Raw genomic sequence first — 24346 nt, forward strand, 5'->3', positions numbered from 1 at the left:
GCGCGCAACCGCCGTCTTGCGCCGGGTTAGAGCACGTAGCGCGCGAGATCCTCACGCTGCGCGAGAATCTCGAGCCGCGCGTCGACGTACGCGGCATCGACGAGAAGCTTGTCCAGGCCGATCTTGCCGGCCTCGAACGAGACTTCCTCGAGCAGCTTTTCCATCACCGTATAGAGGCGGCGCGCGCCGATGTTCTCGGTCTTCTCATTGACCTGGTACGCGATCTCGGCGAGACGGCGGATGCCGTCGTCGGTGAACTCCAGCGCCACGCCGTCGGTCGCGAGCAGCGCCTGGTACTGGCGCACGAGGCACGCGTCGGTCTGCGTCAGGATGCACTGGAAATCCTCGACCGACAGGCTCTCGAGCTCGACGCGGATCGGCAGGCGCCCCTGCAGTTCGGGGATCAGGTCGCTCGGCTTGGCGAGGTGGAACGCGCCGCTGGCGATGAACAGGATGTGATCGGTCTTGATCATCCCGTACTTCGTTGAGATGGTCGTCCCTTCGACGAGCGGCAGCAGGTCGCGCTGCACGCCCTGGCGCGACACGTCCGCGCCCTGCCCTTCCGAGCGCGACGCGACCTTGTCGATCTCGTCGAGGAACACGATGCCGTTCTGCTCCACTGCACGGACGGCCTCGGCCTTGACTTCCTCGTCGTTGATGAGCCGCGCCGCCTCCTCGTCGGTCAGCGCCTTCAGCGCCTCGCCGATCTTCATCTTGCGCAGCTTCTTCTTGCCGCCGCCCAGATTCTGGAACATCCCCTGGATCTGCTGCGTGAGCTCTTCCATTCCCGGCGGGGCGAAGATCTCGGCGGTCATCCCCTGCGCGGCGACTTCGATCTCGATCTCCTTGTCGTCGAGTTCGCCTTCGCGCAGGCGCTTGCGGAATTTCTGCCGGGTGCTCGAATCCGCGGGTTCCGGCTCGTTGAGGCCGACCGGGCGGGCCGGCGGCAACAGCGCGTCCAGCACGCGGTCCTCGGCGGCGTCGAGCGCGCGGTCGCGCACCGTGCGCATCGCGCGTTCGCGTCCGTCCTTGACGGCGATCTCGGCGAGGTCGCGGATGATCGTGTCGACGTCGCGGCCGACATAGCCGACTTCGGTGAACTTCGTCGCCTCGATCTTGATGAAGGGCGCGTTCGCGAGCCGTGCGAGCCGGCGCGCGATCTCGGTCTTGCCGACGCCGGTCGGGCCGATCATCAGGATGTTCTTCGGCGTGATCTCGCTCCTGAGCGGCTCCTCGACCTGCGCGCGGCGCCAGCGGTTGCGCAGCGCGATCGCGACGGCCTTCTTGGCCTTGCCCTGGCCGACAATGTGCTTGTCGAGTTCGGAGACGATCTCCGGGGGGGTCATCTGGGTCATCCCTCGAGTACCTCGATTACGTGGCTCTGGTTCGTATAGATGCACAGATCGCCGGCGATCTGCAGCGACTTCTTCACGATGTCTTCCGGCGGCAGTTCGGTGTTCTCGAGCAACGCGCGGGCCGCCGACTGTGCATACGCGCCGCCGCTGCCGATCGCGACGATGCCCTGCTCCGGCTCGAGCACGTCGCCGTTGCCGGTGATGACGAGGGAGTTGTCCGGATCGGCGACCGCGAGCATCGCCTCGAGCCGACGCAGCATGCGGTCGGTGCGCCAGTCCTTCGCCAGCTCCACTGCGCTGCGCAGCACGTTGCCCTGGTGCTTCTCGAGCTTCGCCTCGAAGCGCTCGAACAGCGTGAACGCGTCGGCCGTGCCGCCGGCAAACCCGGCGAGTATCCTGCCCTGGTAGATCGGACGCACCTTGCGCGCGGTCGCCTTGATGACGATGTTGCCGAGCGTGACCTGCCCGTCTCCGCCGAGCGCTACGCGCCGGCCGCGGCGCACCGAAAGGATAGTGGTGCCGTGATACTGTTCCATTGATATTTTTCCTTCGCAGCGCGGCAAGAACTCCGCCTCAAACGCGGAGCGTCACCTGCGCGACCTGATCGACGCTCATGACGCGCAGAAGTGCGGCGACCATGGCATTCACGTTTCTCAAAATCACCTGCGTACCCTGCGCCTGCAGGGTTGCGAGGACGTTGAACAGCGTGCCGGCGCTGACGAAGTCGAGCCGCCGCAGCTGCGCGCAATCGACCTCGAAGCGCTGGCGGCCCGCCGCGAAAGCGGCCAGCCGGCGAATGCTCTCGGTCATGGCGCTCGTCAGTTCGCCATCGAGGCTGAAGCCTTCGGCGGCGGCGACGGCCGCTTCGATCGCGGCGGTGGAGATCGCCTCGCGCTCCATCTTCGGTTCCCACGACGGCGGGGATTCCTCGAATGTTATCGCGTAATCGACCGCGATCTGTTCGAAGCGATCCTGCTCGCCGGTGTGCTGCAGCATCTCGAGCAGCAACAGCCAGCCGTCCCGTCCCTCCGGCCGGCCGACGTGCACCTGCCCCGCCAGCATGTCAGAAAGCTGCCCGCACTTGAGCAGCGACACCTTGACGCGCTCGGCGGCAAGTTCGCGCAACAGCTTGCGGAACAGCGTGCATCCGGCTTCATCCACCGAGCGCAAGCGGCTCAGCTCGACGCGGATCGCGCCGCTCTTCTTGCCGATGGTCCCGATCTGCTCGAACTGCGTCGTCGATTGCCCCGACAGGGTGCCGGAGAGGCTCAGCAACGGCACGGCCTTCGACCGACCTTGCCCGGGCGCGCTCGACAGGTCCTGCCAGGGAGGGGGGGAACGCTCGAAACGGGTCGCGTAATCGACCACCCGCGACTCGAAGCGCTGGCGCTGGCCGGTGAGGCGATAGAGATCGAGGAGCATCATCCACACCCCCTCGCCAGCCTGATGCGACGCGCTGTCGAGCACCGCACCGAGCACCGATTCGGCAGCGTCGGCACTGCCATTGGCATAGAGCACCGCGGCCTCCTCGTACGCCGCACCGAGACCGGCCCCGACCTCCGTCACCTCCATGAGCCCGGCGTACTGCGTGAGTGCGTGGTTCGCATCACCGGTGAAATCCAGTGTCGACAATTCCGCGGCGTGCTCGACCCGTGCAGACGAGGCCGGGTGCGTGCGGGCATCGCTGCCAGCCGGGGGGCCGGAGACGGACTTCTTGCCGAAAAATGGAAGGACCACGTCGCAGCCTGTCCAGGGAATATGGTTAGGTGAATCGTACCAAGCGGCAAAGAATAGCACTTCGGAAACGAAACGGGCATTGCGCAACTCGGGCCACTCCCCGGCGCATCGGGTCGATTTGCCCCTTCGCGCGGCGTCCCGGCAACGCCTTGCATTTTGAAAAAATGTGCCCGGAAACGGATTCGCAGCGCCGGTGCGAGTCGGCTAGAATGCTGCGATGCACACCGCTTGCCACCCTGCGATCGCAGCGGAAAAGACCGTTTTTTCGCTGCCGCTGAGGGTCTATTACGAAGACACCGATGCCGCCGGCGTCGTCTATTACGCCAACTACCTGCGCTTTTGCGAGCGCGCGCGCACCGAAACCCTCAGGGAAATCGGCTTCGAGCAGCAGGCACTGCTCACCGAACAACGGATCGCCTTCGTCGTGCGCTCGGTAAAGGCCGACTATCTGTCACCCGGATTCCTCGATGATGCGTTACACGTCGTGTCGAACATCGACACGGTCGGCGGCGCGAGCCTGGTTTTTGCGCAACGCGTGCTGCGCGACACCGAACTCCTGTTCGATGGCCGCTTCGTGATCGCCTGCGTCCATCTCGACAAAAAACGCCCCACCCCCTTCCCTGCCGAAATACGTTCCAGACTGGAAAAACTCGTTCAAGCATGACCCTCACCGAAAACCTCTCCATCATCAGCCTGGTCAGCCAGGCCAGCGTCCTCGTGCAGCTGGTGATGGCACTGCTCGCCGGCCTCTCCCTCGTTTCCTGGTACTGGATTTTCCGCAAGTCGTTCCAGATCCGCTCGGCACGCAACAAGACCAACGGCTTCGAGCGCGACTTCTGGAGCGGCGGCGACCTCAACGGACTGTTCCAGTCGGCCGCCGCGGCGCGCCATCAGACGGGCGGCATGGAGCGCATCTTCGAATCGGGCTATCGCGAATTCACCAAGCTGCGCGCGAAAAGCCACGACCACGCGGCGACGATCGATGGCGCCCGCCGCGCGATGCGCGCAACCTACCAGCGCGAAATGGACGACCTCGAAGCCCACCTCGCGTTTCTCGCCTCGGTCGGTTCGGTCTCGCCGTATATCGGTCTGCTCGGTACGGTGTGGGGAATCATGAACGCGTTCCGCGGCCTGTCCAACGTCAGCTCGGCGACGCTCGCCCAGGTCGCGCCCGGCATCGCCGAAGCCCTCGTCGCCACCGCTATTGGCCTGTTCGCCGCGATTCCGGCGGTCGTCGCGTATAACCGCTTCGCCCACGACATCGACCGGATCGGCATCCGCTTCGAAAGCTTCATGGAAGAGTTCTCGAACATCCTGCAGCGCCAGCTGCGCTGAGCGCCGGAGGTTTTGCGATGCGCCAGCGCCGCCTGATGAACCAGATCAACGTCGTGCCGTACATCGACGTCATGCTGGTCCTCCTCGTCATATTCATGGTCACCGCGCCGATGATCCAGACCGGCAGCGTCGACCTGCCGACCGTCGACCAAGTGCCCCAGACCCCGCTCGAGGCGATGCTCGTCGTCGTCAAGCGCGACGGTTCGCTCGCCCTCAAGGCGACCGGCGGCTCGACAGAGCAGGCGATGAGCAATAACGAACTGCTGCGCGAACTGCGCCGGGCGATCGAGCGCAACCCACTCCAGCCGGTCGTCATTGCCGCCGACCGGAAGGTCAGCTACGAGAAAGTCATGGATACGCTGAATGGCCTGCGCCAGGCGGGGATCCAGAAGGTCGGCCTGCAGACGCAGGCGGGCAGCAGCGGGCGATGAACGACGCAGTCCCGAATTCCCACCGCGACGAGCCGGGAAAATGGGCATCGCTCGCGCTGACGATTGCCGTCCATCTCGGCCTCATTGCGTTTCTCGTGCTGGGCGTGCGCTGGCAAAGCGCTCCGCCCGCGGCGCTGGAAGTCGACCTGGTGGCCGCAGTCCCGGCGCACCCCGCACCGCCAAAGCCAGAACCGGCGCCCGAACCGAAGCAGGAACCGAAGCCGATCCCCAAGCCGGAGCCGAAGCCGATTCCCAAGCCCGAGCCGAAGCCGATTCCCAAGCCCGAGCCCGAGCCGCCAAAGCCGGCCCCGAAACCCGAGCCGCCGAAAGCGCAGGCAAAGCCCGACATCGCCATGAAGGCGCCCGAGGCGAAGAAACCGGTCAAACCGGAACCCAAGCCCGAACCCCCGAAGCCGGAGCCGAAAAAACCGGAACCGAAGAAGCCGGAACCGAAACCGGAGCCCAAACTCCCGGAGCCGAAGAAACCCGAGCCGGAACCGGCGAAACCGCAGACCAGGAAACCCGAACCGGTCGTGCCGCCGAAAGATGACTACATGGCGCAGCGCCTGGCGCAGGAAACCGAACGCACACAACTCGAACGAATGATGCGCGACGACGTCGCCCATGCGGCGGCGGCCCGCAACCGTGCCGCCGGCGACGCCTACGAGAATGCCCTGCGGACCAAGGTGCGCGGCAATCTGCTGCGCCCCCCCGGCCTGAGCGGCAATCCGGAAGCCGTTTTCGAGGTGGACCAGCTACCGAGCGGCGAAGTGATTGCGATCCGTCTCAAGCGCTCGTCCGGCATCCCCGCGCTCGACGAGGCCATCGAACGCGCCATCCGCCGCTCGAGCCCACTGCCGCTGCCCGAAGCGAAGGAACTTTTCCAGCGCACGCTCGAACTGAAGTTCAAGCCTCTCGACGAGGACTAAGAGGTGCGTGTCATCTTCCCTGCGCCTGTTGTTCGGATTCGTTCGTTATAATTGCCAATTGACGGCCACCGCCACGCCATGAATATCCTCCTCTCCCGTTTCCGCCTGCTGCTCGCTGCCACCCTTGCGACCCTCTCGTGGGCCGCTCATGCGCAGCTCTCGATCGAAATCACGGGCGCGGGTGCAACGCGGTTTCCGGTCGCCATTCCGCTCTTCGAGAACGAAGGATCCCTGCCGCGGGGCATCACGGATGTGGTCCGCGCGGACCTGGAGCGCAGCGGCCTGTTCAGCCTCATCGACATGGGTCTCGTCGCGATGCCCGCAACGGCGGTGCCCGATCTCGCCGGCGTGCGCGCTCGCGGCGCCGACGCAGTGCTTGCGGGGAGCCTCTACCCGCAAGCCGACGGGCGCTACGACGTGCGCTTCCGGTTGTTCGACACCCAGAAGCAGACCGAACTCGGCGGACTGTCGCTGCGCATGACCCCGGCGCAGAACCGCGCGACGGCGCATCGCATTGCCGACTTTGTGTACGAAAAGCTCACCGGCCAGCCGGGCTACTTCGCGACCCGCATCGCCTATGTCGTGAAGAGCGGCCCGCGCTACGAACTGCAGATCGCCGACGCCGACGGAATGAACGCGCAGACCGCGCTCGCGTCGCGCGAACCGATCATCTCGCCGGCCTGGGCGCCGGACGGCCAGCGGCTCGCCTACGTGTCGTTCGAGGCCAAGAAGCCCGTCGTGTATGTGCATACGCTGGCAACGGGCCAGCGCCAGGTCGTCGCGAATTTCAAGGGCTCGAACTCGGCGCCGACGTGGGCCCCCGACGGTCAGCGGCTCGCAGTCGTGCTGACGAAGGACGGCCAGTCCCAGCTGTACGTCCTCAACGCGGACGGCTCCGGCCTGCGCCGGATGGCGACCTCATCGGGAATCGACACCGAACCGGCTTGGTCGCCCGACGGAGAATGGATCTATTTCAGTTCCGATCGCGGCGGCAGCGCCCAGATCTACCGGATTCCGGCAACGGGCGGCAGTGCCCAGCGGGTGACTTTCGAAGGCAATTACAACGTGACGCCGCGCCTCTCCCCGGACGGCCGCAGCCTCGCCTTCATCACCCGCAACAACGGACGCTTTCAGGTCGCGGTGATGGACCTCGCGACCCGACAGACCACGATCCTCACCGACTCGTCACGCGACGAGTCACCCAGCTTCGCTCCCAACGGCCGCATGATCCTGTACGCCTCAGAAAGTGGCGGACGCGGAGTCCTCGCGGCAGTGTCGTCCGACGGCCGGGTGAAACAGCGTCTTTCGGTGCAGGCCGCCGACGTGCGCGAACCCTCATGGGGACCGCTCACAAGGTAACAACCACTGCTGTTCGTCTCATTACAAGGAAAATTCATGAAGAAATTCGTTCTGCCCGCACTGCTCGTCGCATTGCTGGCCGGTTGCAGCAGCACCGGGACTTTCGACCAGGCAGGCGGCACCGCTGTCGAAGACCGCTCGACGGGCGCCCCCGGCGTGGCCACGGTCACCGCACCGAGCATGGCGGGTTCGGGCATCGCCGCCCTGACCGACCCGAACAATATCCTGTCGAAACGCAGCGTGTTCTTCGACTTCGACCAGTTCGTCATCAAGCCCGAAGCTCGTCCGCTGATCGAGGCCCATGCACGTTTCCTCGTGCAGAACCCGCAGATGAAGATGCTGATCCAGGGCAACACCGACGAACTCGGCAGCCGTGAATACAACCTCGCGCTGGGCCAGAAGCGGGCCGACGCGGTGCGCCAGGCGCTGACGCTGCTGGGCGCGAAGGAATCGCAGATCGAGTCGGTCAGCCTCGGCGAAGAAAAACCGCGTTGCGGCGAAAGCAATGAATCGTGCTTCGCGCAGAACCGCCGCGGCGACATGCTGTATTCGGGCGAGTTCTGATGAAACGCCTCCTGCCGCTGGCAATGCTTGCCGCATTGTCGTCGATGGGGCCCGCGCAGGCGGGTCTTTTCACCGACGACGGGGCGCGGCGCGCGATATCCGACATGCGGATGGAATTGAACGGCCGCCTCGAGCGGCTGGAGGCGAGCAGCCGCGGGCAGCTCGAACTGGCGAGCCAGAACGAGCTGCTGAAGGCCGAGATTTCCCGGTTGCACGGTCAACTCGAAGTCCTGCTGCACGAAGTCGAATCACTCAAGCAGCGCCAGCGCGATTTCTATGTCGACCTCGACACTCGCGTGCGCCAGATCGAAAGCAGCCGCACCGCGTCCGCCACCACCACGGCGCCGAACGCCCCCCCGCCCGATCCTGCAGCCGAATCGGCGCAGTACGAGGCCGCGCTGAATCTCCTCAAGGAGGGCCGGTACAAGGACGCACTGACCGGTTTCGAGCAGTTCATCAGGGAGCACCCGCAAAGCACCTTCCTCCCCGGCGCGCACTTCTGGGCCGGTAACGCCGCGCTACAGGCCAAGGAAGTCGCCGCGGCAAGCACCTACTTCAACACCGTCCTCAAAACCTGGCCGCAGGACGCCGCCGCGCCGGACGCGATGCTCGGCCTAGCAAACAGCCAGCAAGCACTGGGCGATGCGAAGACCTCGCAGGAAACACTGAAAAAACTTGTCGAGCGGTTTCCCGACAGTTCCGCCGCGCAGGCGGCCCGTCAGCGGCTCGGCGTAAAGCGTTAAACGGTTCCACGATGCAGCAGGCAAGCGACAGCCACGACGTGAAGGTGCGGATCACCGAGATCTTCGCGTCACTCCAGGGAGAATCGACGCGAGTCGGCCTGCCCACCGTTTTCGTGCGGCTGACCGGATGTCCGCTGCGCTGTGTGTGGTGCGATACCGAGTACGCGTTCCAGGGCGGCGAGAGCCGCAGCATCGCACCGATCGTCGAAGAGGTCCTCGGGCACGGCGTCGAACACGTCTGCGTCACCGGAGGCGAACCGCTCGCGCAGAAAGGCTGCCTCGCACTACTGGCCGCGTTGTGCGATGCCGGTCTTTCGGTGTCACTCGAAACGAGCGGCGCGCTGGACATCGCCGCCGTCGACCCGCGCGTGTCGCGTGTCATGGACCTGAAAGCACCCGGCTCCGGCGAGGTCGCGCGCAATCGCTGGGACAACCTCGCGCACCTGAACGAGCGCGACGAAGTGAAGATCGTCCTCGCCGACCTACGCGACTACGAGTGGGCCATCCAATGCCTCGCCGAACATCAGCTGGCGCGGCGCTGCACGGTCCTGCTTTCGCCCGTACAGGGGAAACTCGATCCCGCGCAGCTCGCCGAATGGATCGTGCGCGACCGCCTCCCCGTGCGCTTCCAGCTTCAGCTGCACAAGATTCTCTGGAACGACGCCCGCGGGCGATAGCGCGGACGCCGGCTGATGGGTCGCAGCCTCCTGTGCTGTGGGTGGGGCGATCCACGGTCCGGCGCGCCGCATTCCTCCCAACCGCTCGATGAGAACCTTCATCATGACTGAACCGAAACGCGCCATCGTGCTGCTCTCCGGTGGCCTGGACTCCGCAACCTGCCTCGCGATCGCCCGCGAGGCGGGCTTCGATTGCTACGCGCTGTCGATCGCATACGGGCAGCGCCACACCGCCGAACTGGCCGCGGCACGGCGCGTCGCGCAGAGCCTCGGCGCCCGCGAGCACCGGCTCGCTCACGTCAGCCTCGGCGAATTCGGCGGCTCGGCCCTGACGGATTCGTCAATTCCGGTGCCGATCGAAGGCGCGGTCGGCGGCATCCCCGTCACCTACGTGCCGGCACGCAACACCGTGATGCTGTCGATCGCGCTCGCGTGGGCGGAAGTCCTCGGCGCCCAGGACATCTACGTCGGCGTCAACGCCGTCGATTACTCCGGCTACCCGGACTGCCGCCCGGAATTCATAGCGGCCTTCGAGGCAATGGCCAACCTCGCCACCAAGGCGGGCACCGAGGGCGCGCACATCACGATCCACGCACCGCTGATCCAGCTGTCCAAAGCCGGCATCATCCAGCGGGGAACCGCTCTCGGCGTCGACTACGCCCAGACCGTCTCATGCTACCAGGCCGATGACGCCGGCCGCGCCTGCGGCCTGTGCGACGCCTGCCGCCTGCGCAAAGCCGGATTCGAAGCTGCGGGCATCCCCGATCCGACTCCCTATCAGTAAACCTGCCTGCGTCACCGGCCTCCGGATTCCGGCCCTTTCTGCCGCACCCAGCCCGCGCCCGAGCGCGGTTGATCGGCAGGGGCGTCCTTTCCCCGCGCTACAGCAAGCTATCGGATCGTGAAAATGCCATTGAGAAACCCGTTTATCACGATAACTTGACGTGCCCGGCAGCATTCCCTAGAATCGCAATCCTTCTAGGTTTGGGTCGTTAGCTCAGCTGGTAGAGCAGCGGACTTTTAATCCGTTGGTCGCAGGTTCGAATCCCGCACGGCCTACCAAAAAACACAGAACCGGGGGTATAGCTCAGTTGGTAGAGCAGCTGACTCTTAATCAGTAGGTCGTAGGTTCGAATCCTACTGCCCCCACCAGCAGATTCAAGCACTTAGGCCAGTTCTCGCGAGCTGGCCTTTTTGCTTTCTGGAGATCAGGTAGAGATAGAACCAGCGCCCCTGCACCTGCGTGCAAACGAAAGCAACTGCTCGTGACAGCGGCGAAAAAGCTTCAGTCGCGGCCCGAACTCGGGGACTGAGATTGCCACCCCCTTACGGGCCGCAATAGCCCATTCGTTTGGACTCCACTTTGAAACCTTGTCAGGATCAATTCCAAGGGACAGGGTAATCGCCTCATGCGCCGACAGTCTCGGCATATGTCGCCAAATAGCCCAGTTCGGTTCAGGCTTGCTCATCGTTCGCGCCCCTTCGTGCGCCCCTCAGGTAGGTGCCGCGCCAGCCGGGTGAAGGTGTCCCGGTTTTCCCTCCGTCGAGGTAGGCGCGGCGTTGCTCGGTCACGCGCTCAACGCCTCGATGACGGCGGCCGGGTTGCGCTCGATGACGTTCAGCAGCACGAGTGCGGGGCCGTGTGGCGTGCGGTCGCCTCGCTCCCAATGGCGAAGCGTGGCAGTCGAGAAGCCGAAGCGGGCGGCGAACTGCTCCTGTGTCATGCCCACCTTGGCGCGCAACGCTTTTACATCCACCGGGCGCGGCCGGTGGATGCGAGTTGCCGGGGCGCGGCCTTCGGCGTGCTCGATGGCCTCCATCAAACCGCGCTTGATGCTTTCGAATGCGGTGCTCATGTTCGTTTCCCTCTCCATGCTTTGACCAGCAGCGTCTTGACATCCTCCCCGGCCTGAAGGCCGGAGATTCCTGCTGCGCTCAGGCGCGGGCATTGAGCCGCCCCTGAGTCGCTTCGGTGGGTTCCTGCTGCTGACGGCATGACCGCACCGTTCACTTCACAGGCTAACCGGGCGTGTCCCGCCCTTAGCACATTGATCGCGCCAACCACGTCGGCGTTTTCCTCGAAGCCGCATTCCACGCACTCGAACCGGGCTTGCGTCTGGCGGTTGGCCGACGACACGTGGCCGCAGCATGGACAGGTTCGACTCGTGTTGCGCGGCGGCACGGCGATGAGGTGTCCGCCGTTCCACGCCAGCTTGTAGTCCAGTTGTCGTCGGAACTCGGCCCAGCCTTGATCGAGGATGGCTTTGTTCAGGCCCGACTTGGCCCGAACCTGTTTCCCCGGTTGCTCGCTACTGCCTGCCGCCGACCTCGACATGTTCCGCACCTGCAAGTCCTCGATGCACACCATCGCGTGGTTTTGGCTGATCGTGGTTGAGGTCTTGTGCAGGTAGTCGCGGCGGGCGTTACCGATGCGGGAATGGATCTTCTGGACCTTGGCCCTAGCTTTCTTCCAGTTGTTGCTGAACTTCGTTTTGCGGCTCATGGCCTGTTGCGCGCGGCGCAAAGCGGTCTGATGCCGTTTGAAGCTGTTGAGCGGAGCGTAAAACGTGCCGTCCGAAAGCGTGGCGAAGCGCGCCACGCCCATGTCGATGCCAACCGCACCGCCGTTGGGGAGGGGTTGCTCGACCTCGCGCTCCGTCTGAACGCTCACATACCACTTGCCGCACGACTGGCTAACCGTGACGTTCTTCACCGTGCCCAGCACGTCCCGGCTGTTGCGATAACGCAACCAGCCGAGCTTTGGCAGAAACAGGCGGCTGTTCGCCTGCTCAAGTTTGATCTGCTTCGGGTCGGGATAGCGGAAGCTGTCGGCCTGGCCTTTCTTCTTGAAGCGCGGGAAATCGGCCCGCTTCAAGAAGAAGTTGGCGTAAGCCCGCTCCAGATCCTTGAGCGTCTGCTGCAGAGGGTGAACGGGGGCGCCGGACAGCCAGCCCGTATCCGGGCTGTTGCGCCACTCGGTGAGCCGCTTGCACAGCCCGGCATAACCGAGCTTCTTCTCGCCTTGCTCGTAGCGTTCTTTCTGCAGCGCCAGCGCCTTGTTGAACACGAACCGGCACGAGCCAGCGAAGCGGCGCATCTGCCGCTCCTGCTGGCCGTCCGGGCTGAGTTCGAATTTGAAGGCTTGAAGTCGTTGCATGGCTCAATCATACTCTTGGTCTATGAGCGATGACAACGATATTCGACATGGACGGCACTGCGTTTTTAAGATGCACGCCCACTTGGTCTTTGTGGCGAAATACCGCCGCAGAGTGTTCGATGGCGACGCCATCAATCGGCTGCGCACGATCTTCGCCAAGGTCTGCGCTGACTTCGAGGTGCAACTGATCGAGATGGATGGCGAGGACGATCATGTTCACCTGTTGGTGGAATATCCGCCGAAGGTGGCCGTCTCCCACCTCGTCAACAGCCTCAAGGGCGTGTCCAGCCGCTTGCTGCGCAAGGAGCGGCCCGACATCGAGAAACGCTACTGGAAAGGCGTGCTGTGGTCGCCTTCCTACTTCGCCTCGTCCTGCGGCGGGGCGCCGATTTCCATCGTGCGCCAGTACATCGAACAACAGCAGAGCCCACACTGAAACCCAGGGACGGCTACGCCGCCCGCGCTATCCTTCCCCGGCCTGAAGGCCGGGGTTTGCCGCGCACCGGGTCAATCCCGCCAGTTCGTTGCGCTCCGCCTTGCTCAGGTTGGCGCGGTCGCCCTTGGCGAACAGCGTCAGCAGGTACAGCGGCATGGCGTCGTCGTGGAAGTAGTAGATGACGCGAACTCCCCCGCTCTTGCCTTGCCCACCGCGCCGCCAGCGCAATTTGCGCACGCCTCCCGTGCCTTCCATCAGATCGCCGTCCTTCGGGTGCTCGGCCAGATAGCGGATGATGTCTTGCCGCTCTTCGGCGCTCAGCAATTTGTCGGCGGTGCGGATGTACTCGGGCAACTCGGCAACGGTTTGCATGGGTTGGAGTGTAATCCATTGGAACAGTTCAGGCGCTGGGCAAGGCAACCACGTTGCCGGCCGGCTGCCGGATCTCACTCTCCGCTACAGCATCAAGAGATACGCCCGGGAACGAAAAACGCTTGCCTCGTCCTCGGGGGGACTACATCAGTCGCGGCGTGGTGGTGCCTGAGAGCGCGGTCAGGTAGCCGACGTACGGTTTCCTGGAGTATCCGGACATACTCCGGGCTCAACCCGCGAGCCGGTCTAGCCTTTGACGCACACCACCTGCTTCAGCGTATGCAGCACATCCGTGAGGTCGCTCTGGTTGGCCATTACCGCGTCGATGTCCTTGTAGGCGCCGGGAATTTCGTCGATGACGCCCTTGTCCTTGCGGCAGACCACGCCGGCCGTCTGCCGCACGAGATCCGCCTCGGTGAATTGCTTCTCTGCCGCGGTGCGGCTCATCCGGCGCCCGGCGCCGGGCGCTCGAACAGAAGCTTTCCGCGTTGCCCTTGCCGCGCACGATGTAGCTGCGCGCACCCATGCTGCCCGGAACGATGCCCAGGTCGCCCTCGCGCGCGCGAATCGCCCCCTTGCGCGTCACCCAGACGTTCGCCCCGAAGTGATGCTCCTGCGCGACGTAGTTGTGGTGGCAATTGACCACCTCGCTGGTCACCACGAACGGCGGCCAATGCCGGGCCAGCGCGGAGAGCACCAGATCCAGCATGCACTGGCGGTTCTGTCGCGCATAGTCCTGCGCCCACTGCACTGCCTCGACGTAATCGTCGAAGTGCTCGCTGCCTTCGGGGAAGTACGCCAGATCGCGATCCGGAAGCTGGATCATCCAGCGTTCCATGTCCTTGCGCGCGAGCTGGATGAAGTAGTCGGCCATGGCATTGCCGATACCCCGGCTGCCGGAATGGAGCATGACCCAAACGCGATCCGCCTCGTCGAGACATATCTCTATGAAGTGATTGCCGCCGCCCAGCGTCCCCATCTGGTGTGTCCATTTCGAGACTTTGCCGAATGCCTTGAGAAGCTGCGGATGGCGTTCGGTGAGCGCCTTGAGCCGCGCCTCGAAAGGCCGCACCGCCTCCGCCCGCACGGTATCGTCGCAGTGTTGCGCGCGGCCGACCGGAACGTCATGACTGATCTGCTCGAAAACGGCCCTGAGCGACCTGTCGTCAATATCGTTGGCGGTCAGCGAAAGCCTTGCGGCGACCATGCCGCAGCCGATATCGACACCGACCGCAGCAGGGATGATCGCCTTGTGGGTGGCGATGACCGAACCGATGGTCGCACCGATTCCGACGTGGGCATCGGGCATCGCGGCGACATGATGATGAATGAAGGGCATCTGCGCGAGGTTCGCGAGTTGGGCCTTCGACTTCTCGTCGACGTCATCGGTCCAGATCTTCACGGGAACACGCTGGCCGGTCAGCACTTGTTTGATCGGCATGACACCCTCCTGTCGAATCCTGCTCAGGCGCGCTCCACCGTGCGGCGCACAGGCCGGCTCCGCCAGCTGCCGCACCCGCGGCACGTCCCCGGAGAGAACCCGCATGCCCGCCGCGCCCGATGCGCCACGAACTCGCTCACGGGAACGTGCCGCGGTGCTTCTTCTCCATGTCTTCGGTCTTGTGCTCGGGTGTCACGCCCATGCGCTGCTGATTTTCGCGCTGCTTTTCCTTGTCGCTCCGGGCATCCTCACCCTGCGTGCCGGGCTTGGGAGGGTTCGCCGCGGAGGACTGGGGATTGTCGGCTGTGTCCGACTTGCGCGTGTGAGGTTCGGCCATGTCTGCTTCCTCCTGTCTATGCTCCCCCGATTCCTTCAATGACTACGCCGGTGCCGCCACACTCGACGCAGGGTTTGCCGTCGACAACTCCTGTTCCCTTGCAGGCGCGGCAGGTGTTCTCGCCGGTTCCGGGAGTTCCGGGAGGTGCCTGGTCGCCGGGATGAGTCTCAGGTCGAGCCGGTTCGGTGTCCATCGCGAACTCCTTGCTGGGATCAGTCCGAATTCGACGGGACGCAAAGAGGCGGGTTCCGGCGCGTACATGTCGTTACACGCGCCCACGGGCGGTAAACGCGACGCGGCCAGGCGCACGGCCGGCGGTGTTTACAGCCACTCCACGTTCGCCGAGAACAGGTAACCGGCGCCGTACACGGTCTTGATCAGCCTGGGATGAAGCGGGTTTTCTTCGAGTCGCTTGCGCAGCCGCGAGATGCGCAGGTCGATGCTGCGGTCGAGCGCCGCGACGTCGCGCCCGCCGAGGAGCTGCTCGCGAGTGAGGATCTGGTTGGGACGCTGGAGCAACGCGCCCAGCAGCCGGGCTTCGGCCATGCTCAGCGTCTCGGTTTCGCCATCGGGAGAAGTGAGGGCGTTGTTGCCGGGTTCGAAGCGCCAGCCGGCGAATTCGGCGATGCGCACGCCCTTCGCTGGCGCGTCAGCCGCGGCCGGTTCGCGATAGCGCCGCAGGATGCTGCGCACCCGGGCGATGAATTCGCGCGGCTCGAACGGCTTGACCATGTAGTCGTCGGCCCCCAGTTCCAGCCCCGTCACGCGGTCATGAGTGTCGCCGCGGCCGGTGACGATCAGCAGGCCGAAGCCATGGCGGGAGCGGACGTGGCTGAGGATGTCGAGGCCGTCCATGTCGGGCAGGCCGAGATCGAGAACGCACAGGCGCGGAGGGTCGGAATCCAGCCGCCGCAGGAAATCCGCGCCGGTCGCGAAAAATTGCGCCTCGAAGCCGAATTTCTCGAGCGTCTGGGCCATCAGCCGGGCGACCGCAGGGTCGTCCTCGACGACGTGGATCGTTTCCTTCGGCTTGTTCGGCACGGCACGACTCCGCAATTCGGTCAGCGACAGATTGCGTCCAGCATAGCCGACAGTCTCTCCTTGCTGAAAGGCTTGGCGAGCAGCGGGACGCCGAGATCCTGGGTGATCGCATCGGCCTGGTCGACGTAGCCGCTCATCAGGATCACCGGGAGGCCGGGACGAAAGCGGCGAATGAAGCGCGTCAGCCCGCACCCGTCGAGTCCGCCGGGCATCACGACGTCCGACAGCACGAGCGAGATCGCCGCGACGTTCTCGACGATGTCGGCCGCTTCCTGGCCGTTTTCGGCTTCCAGCACCGAGCAGCCGAGCGCGGCGAGCTGCTTGCGCACGACGGTGCGTACCTCCGGGTCGTCCTCGACGAGCAGCACCAGCTGCCCCGCAAGATGCGTCGCGGGCGCCGCGGCGCGGCCCGCTTCGCCGGCTGCGGCAGGACTCGCGACGGTGCGCGGCAGCAACAGCGCGACCATGGTGCCGCAGGCCTGGCGGCTGCGGATGCGTACCGCCCCGCCCGACTGGCGGGCGAAGCCATACACCATCGGCAGGCCCAGCCCGCTGCCCATGCCGAAACGCTTGGTCGTGAAGAAAGGTTCGAACACGTGCGCGAGCGTCGTCGCATCCATCCCGGTGCCGCTATCGCGGACCGTCACCTGCACGTAGTCGCCCGGGGGAATATCGAGCTCCGCCGCGGCAGCCGCATCGAGCGTCTCGACGGCGGACTCGATGCGCAGCTCCCCGCCTTCGGGCATCGCGTCGCGGGCGTTGAGGGCAAGGTTGAGCAGCGCGCTCTCGAGCTGGTGCGCGTCGGTCATCGCGACCAGTTCGGCATTGCGGCTCGCCGTGTGCAGCGCGATGGTTTCGGGCAGCGAGCGCCGGATCAGCTTCGCCATGCCCAGGATCAGCTCGTTGACTTCGACCGGCCGCGGCGCGAGCGGCTGCTGGCGCGAGAAGGCCAGCAGCCGCTCGATCAACTGCGCGCCGCCCTGCGCGGCCTGCATCGCCGGGGCGACGAATTCCTCGATCGCGGCGTCGTCCGGGTGCGCTTCCCGCAGGCCCGCGAGATTGCCCATGACGACGGTCAGCATGTTGTTGAAATCGTGCGCGAGCCCGCCGCTGAGCTGGCCGATCGCCTCCATTTTCTGCGCTTGCGCGAGCGCGTGCTGCGTCCGGCGCTGCTCGGTGATGTCGACCGCGTGCACGTAGCAGCCGAGCACTTCGCCGGCGGCGCCGATGTCGGGCACCAGTGTGCTGCGCGCGTATAGCGTGCGCCCTGCCGCGTCGCTCATCGTGTATTCATAGGTGAGCCGCTCGCCGCCCAGCGCCCGGCCGAGCGGCTCGCGCACCGCGTCGAAAACCTCCGCGGGCACGACATCCACGATGCGGTGCCCGACCACTTGGTCGCTTTCCCGTCCGAACCACGCCGCGTACGCCTTGTTCGCGTAGCGATACGTCCAGCTGTCGTCGAAATAGGCGATATGCGCCGGAATTGCATCCATGATGTCGCGCAGGCGCCGGTTCTCGCCAGTCGGGTCCCCGGTCTGCGCCGAAGGCCTGTCGTCGATGTCCATACTTTTTCCCGTTGCGCACCGCCGCTTGCCGCGCAGCGCTTCATGGCTGTTCGGCCCGATTCTAGCGCCCGTCCCGGCGCCGCCGGAGCGACGACAAGATTGAGTACATTTGCGCGCAATTTGCGACAAGGTTTGTTGCGATGCTTGATCGTGCACGCTCACGTTCGCCGCTCGCGTGGGCCCGTCGGAACGATCGCCCCAGGAGAAAGAATTGTCGAATAGCCCGTATGCCCAAGGTCTGGCAAAGAACGCCGCGAACTACGTCCCGCTGTCGCCGCTGAGCTTCATCGAACGCTCGGCCCAGGTGTACCCGCAGCGCACCGCGGTAATCCACGGCGCCCGCCGCTTCACGTGGCAGGAAACCTATGCGCGCTGCCGCCGTCTCGCGAGCGCGCTGGTGCAGCACGGCATCGGCCGCGGCGATACGGTCGCGGTGATGCTGCCGAACGTCCCGGCGATGTTCGAAGCGCACTTCGGCGTGCCGATGATCGGCGCCGTGCTCAACACCCTCAACACCCGCCTCGACCCGGAAGCCATCGCCTTCATGCTCGCGCACGGCGAAGCGAAAGTGCTGATCACCGACCCCGAGTTCGCGTCACTCGTCGGGCCCGCGCTGGAGCGGCTCGACGGGCCGAAGCCGCTCGTCATCGATGCGCTCGACGCCGAATACCCGGGCACCGACCGCCTCGGCGCGATCGAGTACGAAGAATTCCTCGCCGCCGGCGACGCCGAGTTCGCGTGGAGCCTGCCGCCCGACGAATGGGATGCGATCGCGCTGAACTACACGTCCGGCACCACCGGCAACCCGAAAGGCGTCGTCTATCACCATCGCGGCGCGTACCTCAACGCGGCGTCGAACATCATCAGCTGGGGCATGCCGCAGCACGCGGTGTATCTGTGGACGCTGCCGATGTTCCACTGCAACGGCTGGTGCTTCCCGTGGACGATGGCCGCCAACGCCGGCATCAACGTGTGCCTGCGCAAAATCGATGTCGCGCTGATCTACGAGCTGATCCGCACGCACAAGGTGAGCCATTTCTGCGGCGCGCCGATCGTGCACGGCATGCTGATCAACGCGCCGGCGGGCATGCGCGACGGCATCACGCACACGGTGTCGGCACTGATCGCCGGCGCTGCGCCGCCGGCCGCGATCATCGAGGGCATGGAGCGCATCGGTTTCGACATCACGCACGTCTACGGGCTGACCGAAACCTATGGCCCGGCGTCGGTATGCGCCAAGCACCCGTCGTGGGACGAACTGCCGATCGACCGCCGCGCCGAGCGCAACGGCCGCCAGGGCGTGCGTTACCACATGCAGGAAGCGATCGCCGTGCTCGACCCCGAAACGATGGAGCCGGTGCCGGCCGACGGCGAGACGATGGGCGAGATCATGTTCCGCGGCAACCTCGTCATGAAAGGCTACCTGAAGAACGAGAAGGCGAGCGACGAAGCCTTCGCCGGAGGCTGGTTCCACACCGGCGACCTCGCGGTGATGCACCCGGACGGCTACGTCAAGATCAAGGACCGCTCCAAGGACGTCATCATCTCGGGCGGCGAGAACATCTCGTCCCTCGAAGTCGAGGAAGCGCTGTACCGCCATCCCGCCGTGATGACGGCCGCGGTCGTCGCGAAACCCGACGAGAAATGGGGCGAAGTGCCCGCGGCATACATCGAAGTCAAGGACGGCGCGGCGGTCACCGTCGACGACATCATCGCCCACTGCCGCGAGCACCTCGCGCGCTACAAGGTGCCCAAGCATATCGAGTTCTGCGTGCTGCCGAAGACCTCGACCGGCAAGATCCAGAAATTCGTGCTGCGCGAGCAGGCCAGATCGGCCTCGGCGATCGACTGATCGCAGCTTGCGGAGAAACCGGGCCGGGAACCCTTTCCGCGGGCCCGGGGCGGGATAGCTGCCCGGCGCATTTCGTTGGCATGGCGCTTTTCCGCCCGGCGATGCGGGTTCACCCCTATCCTCGTCGCGTTGACGCCCCCCCACCCCGGTGTTAGCTTAGTCCCGCCCGAATTGAATTCCCATATACCTTGAGCATCAAGATTCATCGTCGGCGGACCTTTCGTCCTGCCTGCGATGAGGCGGTTTGGCGTCGGCGCGGGCTCGCCGGCACAGTTCAGCTTCCCACCAGTGAGGCAGGATCTGTCAGACGCGATGAGCACGGACTTCATTCTTCAAACACGTGACCTGACGAAGGAATTCAAGGGTTTCGTCGCCGTCGACAAGGTCAATCTCCAGGTGCGGCGCGGCTCGATCCACGCATTGATCGGGCCGAACGGAGCGGGCAAGACGACCGTCTTCAACCTCCTGACGAAGTTCCTCACGCCGACCCGCGGCACGATCCACTACAACGGGCAGGACATCACGCACGAAAAATCGGCGCAGATCGCGCGGCGCGGGATCGTGCGATCGTTCCAGATCTCGGCGGTGTTCCCGCACCTGAGTGTGCGCGACAACGTGCGCGTCGCGCTGCAGCGCAAGCTCGGCACGACGTTCCATTTCTGGCGCTCGGAGAAAAGCCTCGACGTCCTGAACGGGCGCGCAATGGAACTGCTCGAAGCGGTCGACCTGCAGTCGTTTGCCGACGCCACCACTGTCGAACTGCCTTACGGGCGCAAGCGCGCGCTTGAAATCGCGACCACGCTCGCGCTCGAACCCGAGATGATGCTGCTCGACGAACCGACGCAGGGCATGGGCCACGAGGATGTCGGTCGCGTCGCGGACCTCATCAAGCGCGTGTCGGCGAACCGCACCGTGCTGATGGTCGAACACAACCTCAGCGTCGTCTCGCACATCTGCGACACGATCACGGTGCTGCAGCGGGGCGCAGTGCTCGCCGAAGGACCGTACGAGCAGGTGTCGCGGGACCCGCGCGTGCTCGAAGCCTACATGGGGTCCGAACATGCCTGACGCCAGCGCCCGCCACAACCCCGACGTCGAGATGCTGCGGGTCAGCGACCTGCATGCGTTCTACGGCGAATCGCACATCCTGCACGGCATCGATTTCAGCGTGAACCGCGGCGAACTCGTGACGCTGCTCGGGCGCAACGGAGCGGGGCGCACGACGACGCTGAAAGCCATCCTCGGGCTGACCGGCCGGCGCAGCGGCTCGATCATGATCAACGGCCGTCAGGTTATCGACCTGCCGACCCACCGCATCGCCCACCTCGGCGTCGGCTATTGCCCCGAGGAGCGCGGCATCTACGCGAGCCTGTCCGCCGAGGAGAACCTGCTGCTGCCGCCCGCGGTGAACAGCAGCGGCATGTCGCTCGACGAGATCTACGAGATGTTCCCGAACCTGCGCGAGCGCCGTCACAGCCCGGGCAGCAGGCTCTCGGGCGGCGAACAGCAGATGCTGGCGATGGCGCGCATCCTGCGCACCGGTGCGCGGCTGCTGCTGCTCGACGAGATCACCGAAGGCCTCGCGCCGGTGATCGTGCAGACGCTCGGCCGCGTCATCACGAGCCTGAAAGAAAAGGGGCTCACGATCATCCTGGTCGAGCAGAATTTCCGCTTCGCCGCGCCGCTCGCCGACCGGCATTACGTCATCGAACACGGCCGCATCGTCGCGACGGTGACAAAGGATGAACTCGATTCGAAGATGCAGCTGCTACAAAAACTGCTGGGCGTGTGAGCACGGTGGACCAACAAGGAGGAGAACAATGAAACCCAGGATTCTGGCATCAGCGATCGCCGCGGCAGCGCTGGCCGCGCACCCGATGCTCGCGCAGTCGGCGACGATCAGCGACGGCGTCGTCAAGCTCGGCGTGCTGACCGACATGTCCGGCACGTATTCCGACCTCGCCGGCCCCGGTGCGGTCGAGGCGACGCGGATGGCGATCGAGGACTTCATCGCGAACGAGAAACCGGACTTCAAGGTCGAGATGGTCTCCGCCGACCACCAGAACAAGGCCGACATCTCGGCGAACAAGGCGCGCGAGTGGATCGACACCGCGCAGGTCGACGCGATCGTCGACCTCGTCACGACCTCGACGGCGCTCGCCGTAATGAAGGTCGCGAACGAGAAGAACCGCATCTCGCTCGTGACCGGCGCGGGCTCGACGCCGATCACCAACGAGCAGTGCAACGACACCACCGTGCATTGGGCGTACGACACCTATTCGCTGCCGGTCGGCACCGCGAAGGCGGTCGTGCAGCAAGGCGGCAAGACCTGGTACTTCATCACCGCCGACTACGCGTTCGGCCACTCGCTCGAAAAGAACACCGCCGACGTCGTGAAGAAGAGCGGCGGCAAGGTGCTCGGCAGCGTGCGTCACCCCTTCCCCGGCAGCGATTTCTCGTCCTTCCTCCTGAGCGCGCAGGCTTCCGGCGCGCAGGTCATCGGCCTGGCCAACGCCGGCAACGACACGATCAATTCGATCAAGCAGGCGCGCGAGTTCGGCATCACGCCGAAGCAGTCGCTCGCCGGACTGCTGATGTTCATATCGGACGTGCATAGCCTCGGGCTCGACGCGACCGCCGGGATGTACCTGACGACCGGCTTCTACTGGGACCGCAACGACGAGACGCGCGCCTGGTCGAAACGCTACTTCGACAAGATGAAGCGCATGCCGACGATGGTGCAGGCGGGCGACTATTCGGCCGTCTATCACTACCTGAAGGCGGTCAAGAGCGCGGGCACCGACGAGGCGAAAGCGGTGATGGCGAAGATGCGCGCGACGCCGGTCAATGACTTCTTCGCGAAGAACGGCCAGGTCCGTGCCGACGGCCGCATGGTCCATGACATGTACCTGGCGCAGGTGAAGAAGCCGTCGGAGTCGAAGTATCCGTGGGACTATTACCACATCCGCCAGGTCATCCCGGGCGCCGAGGCGTACATCCCGGCCGCGGAAAGCACCTGCCCGCTGATGAAGAAATAGCCTTCCGACCCGGCTTCCGGCGTCCAGCCTGCGGCGCGCATCGCGCGCCCGTCAGGGCCGGACGCGCGGCGCCGCAACCAGGCCGCCCGCTATGGACATTTTCGGCATTCCGATCCAGGCCCTGATGGGGCAACTGCTGATCGGGCTCATCAACGGCTCGTTCTACGCGATCCTGAGCCTCGGGCTGGCGATCATTTTCGGTCTGCTCAACATCATCAATTTCTCGCACGGCGCGCTGTACATGATGGGCGCGTTCGTCGCGTGGATCGGCCTGACCTACCTCGGCATCAACTACTGGGTCGCGCTCGTCGCGGTGCCGGTGGTCGTCGGCCTCTTCGGCATGATCATCGAGCGCACGATGCTCAAGCATCTGTACCGGCTCGACCACCTGTACGGGCTGCTGCTGACCTTCGGCCTCGCGCTGATCATCGAAGGCCTTTTCCGCTACCGCTTCGGCATTTCCGGCGAAAGCTATCCGGTGCCCGAACTGCTGTCCGGCGGCTTCAACCTCGGCTTCATGTTCCTGCCGAAATACCGCGCGTGGGTCATCGCGGTGTCGCTCGTCGTGTGCTTCGGCAGCTGGTACATCATCGAGCGCACCAAGCTCGGCTCGTACCTGCGTGCCGGCACCGAGAACCCCCAGCTGCTGCAGGCCTTCGGCATCAACGTGCCGCTGATGATCACGCTGACCTACGGCTTCGGCGTCGCGCTCGCGGCGTTTGCCGGCGTGCTCGCGGCGCCGGTGTTCCAGGTGAACCCGGTGATGGGCTCGAACCTGATCATCGTCGTGTTCGCCGTCGTCGTCATCGGCGGCATGGGCTCGATCATGGGCTCGATCGTCACCGGCCTCGGCCTCGGGCTCATCGAAGGCCTGACGCGCGTGTTTTACCCGGAAGCTTCCGCGGTCGTGATCTTCGTCATCATGGGAATCGTGCTGCTGCTACGTCCGGCCGGCCTGTTCGGGCGCGAGCGTTAGGCCGCAGGCGCACGGCCCTTTGTCGTCCCCCGTCATTCCATCATCCAGACCAGGATCGGCGCAATGAAAGGCAAACACATCGGCTGGATCGTCCTGATCGTTCTCGGGCTCGTCGCGCCGTTCCTCGTCTACCCGGTGCTGGTGATGAAGATCCTGTGCTTCGCGCTGTTCGCCTGCGCGTTCAACCTGCTGCTCGGCTACACCGGGCTGCTGTCGTTCGGCCACGCCGCGTTCCTCGGCTGGGCAGGCTACACCTGCGGTTACGCGATGAAGGAACTCGGGCTGTCGCCCGAACTCGGCCTGCTCGCCGGGACCGCAACGGCCGCGGTGCTCGGCTTTGTCTTCGGCAGCCTCGCGATCCGCCGCTCCGGCATCTATTTCGCGATGGTGACGCTCGCGCTCGCGCAGCTGGTGTATTTCCTCGCGCTGCAGTTCCCCTTCACCGGCGGCGAGGACGGCCTGCAGGGCGTGCCGCGCGGGCGCCTGTTCGGGCTCGTCGATCTCGCGGACACGATGAACATGTATTACTTCGTGCTCGCGGTGTTCCTCGGCGGGTTCTGGGTCATCGACCGCGCGATCCACTCGCCGTTCGGCCAAGTGCTGAAGGCGATCCGCGAGAACGAGCCGCGCGCGATCTCGCTCGGCTATGACGTCGACCGCTACAAGCTGCTCGCCTTCGTGCTGTCCGCGGCGCTGTCGGGCCTTGCCGGCGCGACCAAGACGCTGGTGTTCCAGCTCGCCTCGCTGACCGACGTGCATTGGCACATGTCGGGCGAGATCGTGCTGATGACCCTGCTCGGCGGCATGGGCACCGTGTTCGGCCCGATCGTCGGCGCGACGGTCGTCGTCGGTCTGCAAAACTACGGTGCCGAACTGGGACAGTGGGTCAGCGTGCTGACCGGCGTGATCTTCGTCATCTGCGTGCTCGCGTTCCGCCGCGGCATCGTCGGCGAGCTGGCGGTGCTGATCAGGCGCTCGGGGATCCGGATGTAGCGAGCAGC

At 65.1% G+C, this 24346-nt stretch carries 26 protein-coding genes and 2 tRNA genes; 18 read left to right on the forward strand and 10 right to left on the reverse strand.

Translation table 11 applies throughout. From position 1 onward, the window contains the following. Nucleotides 1-26 precede the first annotated feature (26 nt). From hslU to GO606_RS10470, 3 genes are read right to left on the reverse strand one after another with little or no spacing between them, the layout of a single operon-like run. A complete protein-coding gene (gene hslU / locus GO606_RS10460; RefSeq protein WP_169118641.1) occupies nt 27-1355 on the reverse strand; it encodes an ATP-dependent protease ATPase subunit HslU in 1329 nt (442 codons plus the stop codon). After that, nucleotides 1352-1891: an ATP-dependent protease subunit HslV gene (gene hslV, locus GO606_RS10465; protein WP_169118640.1), complete on the reverse strand. Its 540-nt coding sequence runs from the start codon at nt 1889-1891 to the stop codon at nt 1352-1354. Before hslV ends, hslU begins: the two co-directional genes overlap by 4 nt. A gap of 37 nt (nt 1892-1928) precedes the next feature. Next, on the reverse strand, nt 1929-3092 hold the full coding sequence (locus GO606_RS10470) for an STAS domain-containing protein (RefSeq protein WP_246979478.1): 1164 nt from the start codon (nt 3090-3092) through the stop codon (nt 1929-1931). Between the two features lie 217 nt (nt 3093-3309). Between GO606_RS10470 and ybgC the strand changes: the two genes are divergently transcribed. The 11 genes from ybgC (at nt 3310) to GO606_RS10525 (ending at nt 10282) form a co-directional block, all read left to right on the forward strand. After that, nucleotides 3310-3756 (forward strand): tol-pal system-associated acyl-CoA thioesterase, encoded by a 447-nt coding sequence (gene ybgC, locus GO606_RS10475; protein WP_169118639.1) that lies wholly within the window; start codon nt 3310-3312, stop codon nt 3754-3756. Next, nucleotides 3753-4427: a protein TolQ gene (gene tolQ, locus GO606_RS10480; RefSeq protein ID WP_169118638.1), complete on the forward strand. Its 675-nt coding sequence runs from the start codon at nt 3753-3755 to the stop codon at nt 4425-4427. The genes ybgC and tolQ overlap by 4 nt, the downstream gene beginning before the upstream one ends. Before the next feature lie 17 nt (nt 4428-4444). Continuing rightward, nucleotides 4445-4858, forward strand: a complete 414-nt coding sequence (gene tolR, locus GO606_RS10485; protein WP_169118637.1) for a protein TolR — start codon at nt 4445-4447, stop codon at nt 4856-4858. Continuing rightward, nucleotides 4855-5787: an energy transducer TonB gene (locus GO606_RS10490; protein ID WP_169118636.1), complete on the forward strand. Its 933-nt coding sequence runs from the start codon at nt 4855-4857 to the stop codon at nt 5785-5787. The genes tolR and GO606_RS10490 overlap by 4 nt, the downstream gene beginning before the upstream one ends. Nucleotides 5788-5865: 78 nt before the next feature. Further along, entirely contained in the window at nt 5866-7146 is a 1281-nt protein-coding gene (gene tolB / locus GO606_RS10495; protein ID WP_169118635.1) for a Tol-Pal system beta propeller repeat protein TolB, read from the forward strand. Nucleotides 7147-7182: 36 nt separating this feature from the next. Continuing rightward, nucleotides 7183-7710 carry a peptidoglycan-associated lipoprotein Pal gene (pal, locus tag GO606_RS10500; protein ID WP_169118634.1) on the forward strand — a complete coding sequence of 176 codons (528 nt, stop codon included), beginning with the start codon at nt 7183-7185 and terminating at the stop codon, nt 7708-7710. Continuing rightward, nucleotides 7710-8453, forward strand: coding sequence for a tol-pal system protein YbgF (gene ybgF, locus GO606_RS10505; RefSeq protein ID WP_169118633.1), 744 nt, complete (start codon nt 7710-7712; stop codon nt 8451-8453). Before pal ends, ybgF begins: the two co-directional genes overlap by 1 nt. 11 nt (nt 8454-8464) lie before the next feature. Further along, nucleotides 8465-9130 carry a 7-carboxy-7-deazaguanine synthase QueE gene (gene queE, locus GO606_RS10510; protein ID WP_169118632.1) on the forward strand — a complete coding sequence of 222 codons (666 nt, stop codon included), beginning with the start codon at nt 8465-8467 and terminating at the stop codon, nt 9128-9130. Nucleotides 9131-9233: 103 nt separating this feature from the next. After that, on the forward strand, nt 9234-9914 hold the full coding sequence (queC, locus tag GO606_RS10515) for a 7-cyano-7-deazaguanine synthase QueC (protein WP_169118631.1): 681 nt from the start codon (nt 9234-9236) through the stop codon (nt 9912-9914). A gap of 202 nt (nt 9915-10116) precedes the next feature. After that, a tRNA-Lys gene (locus GO606_RS10520) sits at nt 10117-10192 on the forward strand. 14 nt (nt 10193-10206) lie between these two features. Beyond that, a tRNA-Lys gene (locus GO606_RS10525) sits at nt 10207-10282 on the forward strand. 416 nt (nt 10283-10698) lie between these two features. Here the strand turns inward: GO606_RS10525 and GO606_RS10530 are convergent. Next, nucleotides 10699-10986, reverse strand: coding sequence for a helix-turn-helix domain-containing protein (locus GO606_RS10530; RefSeq protein ID WP_169118630.1), 288 nt, complete (start codon nt 10984-10986; stop codon nt 10699-10701). After that, nucleotides 10983-12287: an RNA-guided endonuclease InsQ/TnpB family protein gene (locus GO606_RS10535; protein ID WP_169118629.1), complete on the reverse strand. Its 1305-nt coding sequence runs from the start codon at nt 12285-12287 to the stop codon at nt 10983-10985. Before GO606_RS10535 ends, GO606_RS10530 begins: the two co-directional genes overlap by 4 nt. A gap of 22 nt (nt 12288-12309) precedes the next feature. Between GO606_RS10535 and tnpA the strand changes: the two genes are divergently transcribed. Then, the gene (gene tnpA / locus GO606_RS10540; RefSeq protein WP_169118628.1) at nt 12310-12723 is read left to right on the forward strand and encodes an IS200/IS605 family transposase; all 414 of its coding nucleotides are present in this window, start codon (nt 12310-12312) and stop codon (nt 12721-12723) included. A gap of 27 nt (nt 12724-12750) precedes the next feature. Here tnpA and GO606_RS10545 read toward each other — a convergent pair whose 3' ends face one another. The 5 genes from GO606_RS10545 to GO606_RS10565 all read right to left on the reverse strand — a co-directional run bounded on the left by GO606_RS10545 (nt 12751) and on the right by GO606_RS10565 (nt 17479). Beyond that, nucleotides 12751-13095 carry a type II toxin-antitoxin system RelE/ParE family toxin gene (locus GO606_RS10545; protein ID WP_169118627.1) on the reverse strand — a complete coding sequence of 115 codons (345 nt, stop codon included), beginning with the start codon at nt 13093-13095 and terminating at the stop codon, nt 12751-12753. Between the two features lie 229 nt (nt 13096-13324). Continuing rightward, nucleotides 13325-14536: an RtcB family protein gene (locus GO606_RS10550; RefSeq protein WP_425532206.1), complete on the reverse strand. Its 1212-nt coding sequence runs from the start codon at nt 14534-14536 to the stop codon at nt 13325-13327. Nucleotides 14537-14672: 136 nt separating this feature from the next. Then, a complete protein-coding gene (locus tag GO606_RS10555) occupies nt 14673-14873 on the reverse strand; it encodes a hypothetical protein (protein ID WP_053420442.1) in 201 nt (66 codons plus the stop codon). A gap of 321 nt (nt 14874-15194) precedes the next feature. Further along, nucleotides 15195-15914: a response regulator transcription factor gene (locus GO606_RS10560; RefSeq protein WP_169118626.1), complete on the reverse strand. Its 720-nt coding sequence runs from the start codon at nt 15912-15914 to the stop codon at nt 15195-15197. Between the two features lie 20 nt (nt 15915-15934). After that, complete coding sequence (locus GO606_RS10565; RefSeq protein ID WP_169118625.1) at nt 15935-17479, reverse strand: PAS domain-containing protein; 1545 nt, start codon at nt 17477-17479, stop codon at nt 15935-15937. A 211-nt stretch (nt 17480-17690) separates the two neighbouring features. Here GO606_RS10565 and GO606_RS10570 point away from each other — a divergent pair, with 211 nt between their 5' ends. The 6 genes from GO606_RS10570 (at nt 17691) to GO606_RS10595 (ending at nt 24338) form a co-directional block, all read left to right on the forward strand. After that, entirely contained in the window at nt 17691-19331 is a 1641-nt protein-coding gene (locus tag GO606_RS10570) for an acyl-CoA synthetase (protein ID WP_169118624.1), read from the forward strand. A 312-nt stretch (nt 19332-19643) separates the two neighbouring features. Further along, nucleotides 19644-20399, forward strand: a complete 756-nt coding sequence (locus GO606_RS10575; protein WP_169118623.1) for an ABC transporter ATP-binding protein — start codon at nt 19644-19646, stop codon at nt 20397-20399. Beyond that, nucleotides 20392-21123, forward strand: coding sequence for an ABC transporter ATP-binding protein (locus GO606_RS10580; protein WP_169118622.1), 732 nt, complete (start codon nt 20392-20394; stop codon nt 21121-21123). Before GO606_RS10575 ends, GO606_RS10580 begins: the two co-directional genes overlap by 8 nt. Nucleotides 21124-21151: 28 nt before the next feature. After that, the gene (locus GO606_RS10585; protein ID WP_169118621.1) at nt 21152-22369 is read left to right on the forward strand and encodes an ABC transporter substrate-binding protein; all 1218 of its coding nucleotides are present in this window, start codon (nt 21152-21154) and stop codon (nt 22367-22369) included. Between the two features lie 91 nt (nt 22370-22460). After that, nucleotides 22461-23345 carry a branched-chain amino acid ABC transporter permease gene (locus GO606_RS10590; RefSeq protein ID WP_169118620.1) on the forward strand — a complete coding sequence of 295 codons (885 nt, stop codon included), beginning with the start codon at nt 22461-22463 and terminating at the stop codon, nt 23343-23345. A 63-nt stretch (nt 23346-23408) separates the two neighbouring features. Beyond that, entirely contained in the window at nt 23409-24338 is a 930-nt protein-coding gene (locus GO606_RS10595) for a branched-chain amino acid ABC transporter permease (RefSeq protein WP_169118619.1), read from the forward strand. Nucleotides 24339-24346: the final 8 nt, after the last annotated feature.

Source organism: Aromatoleum anaerobium (assembly GCF_012910705.2).
GTDB classification, from domain to species: Bacteria; Pseudomonadota; Gammaproteobacteria; order Burkholderiales; family Rhodocyclaceae; genus Aromatoleum; species Aromatoleum anaerobium.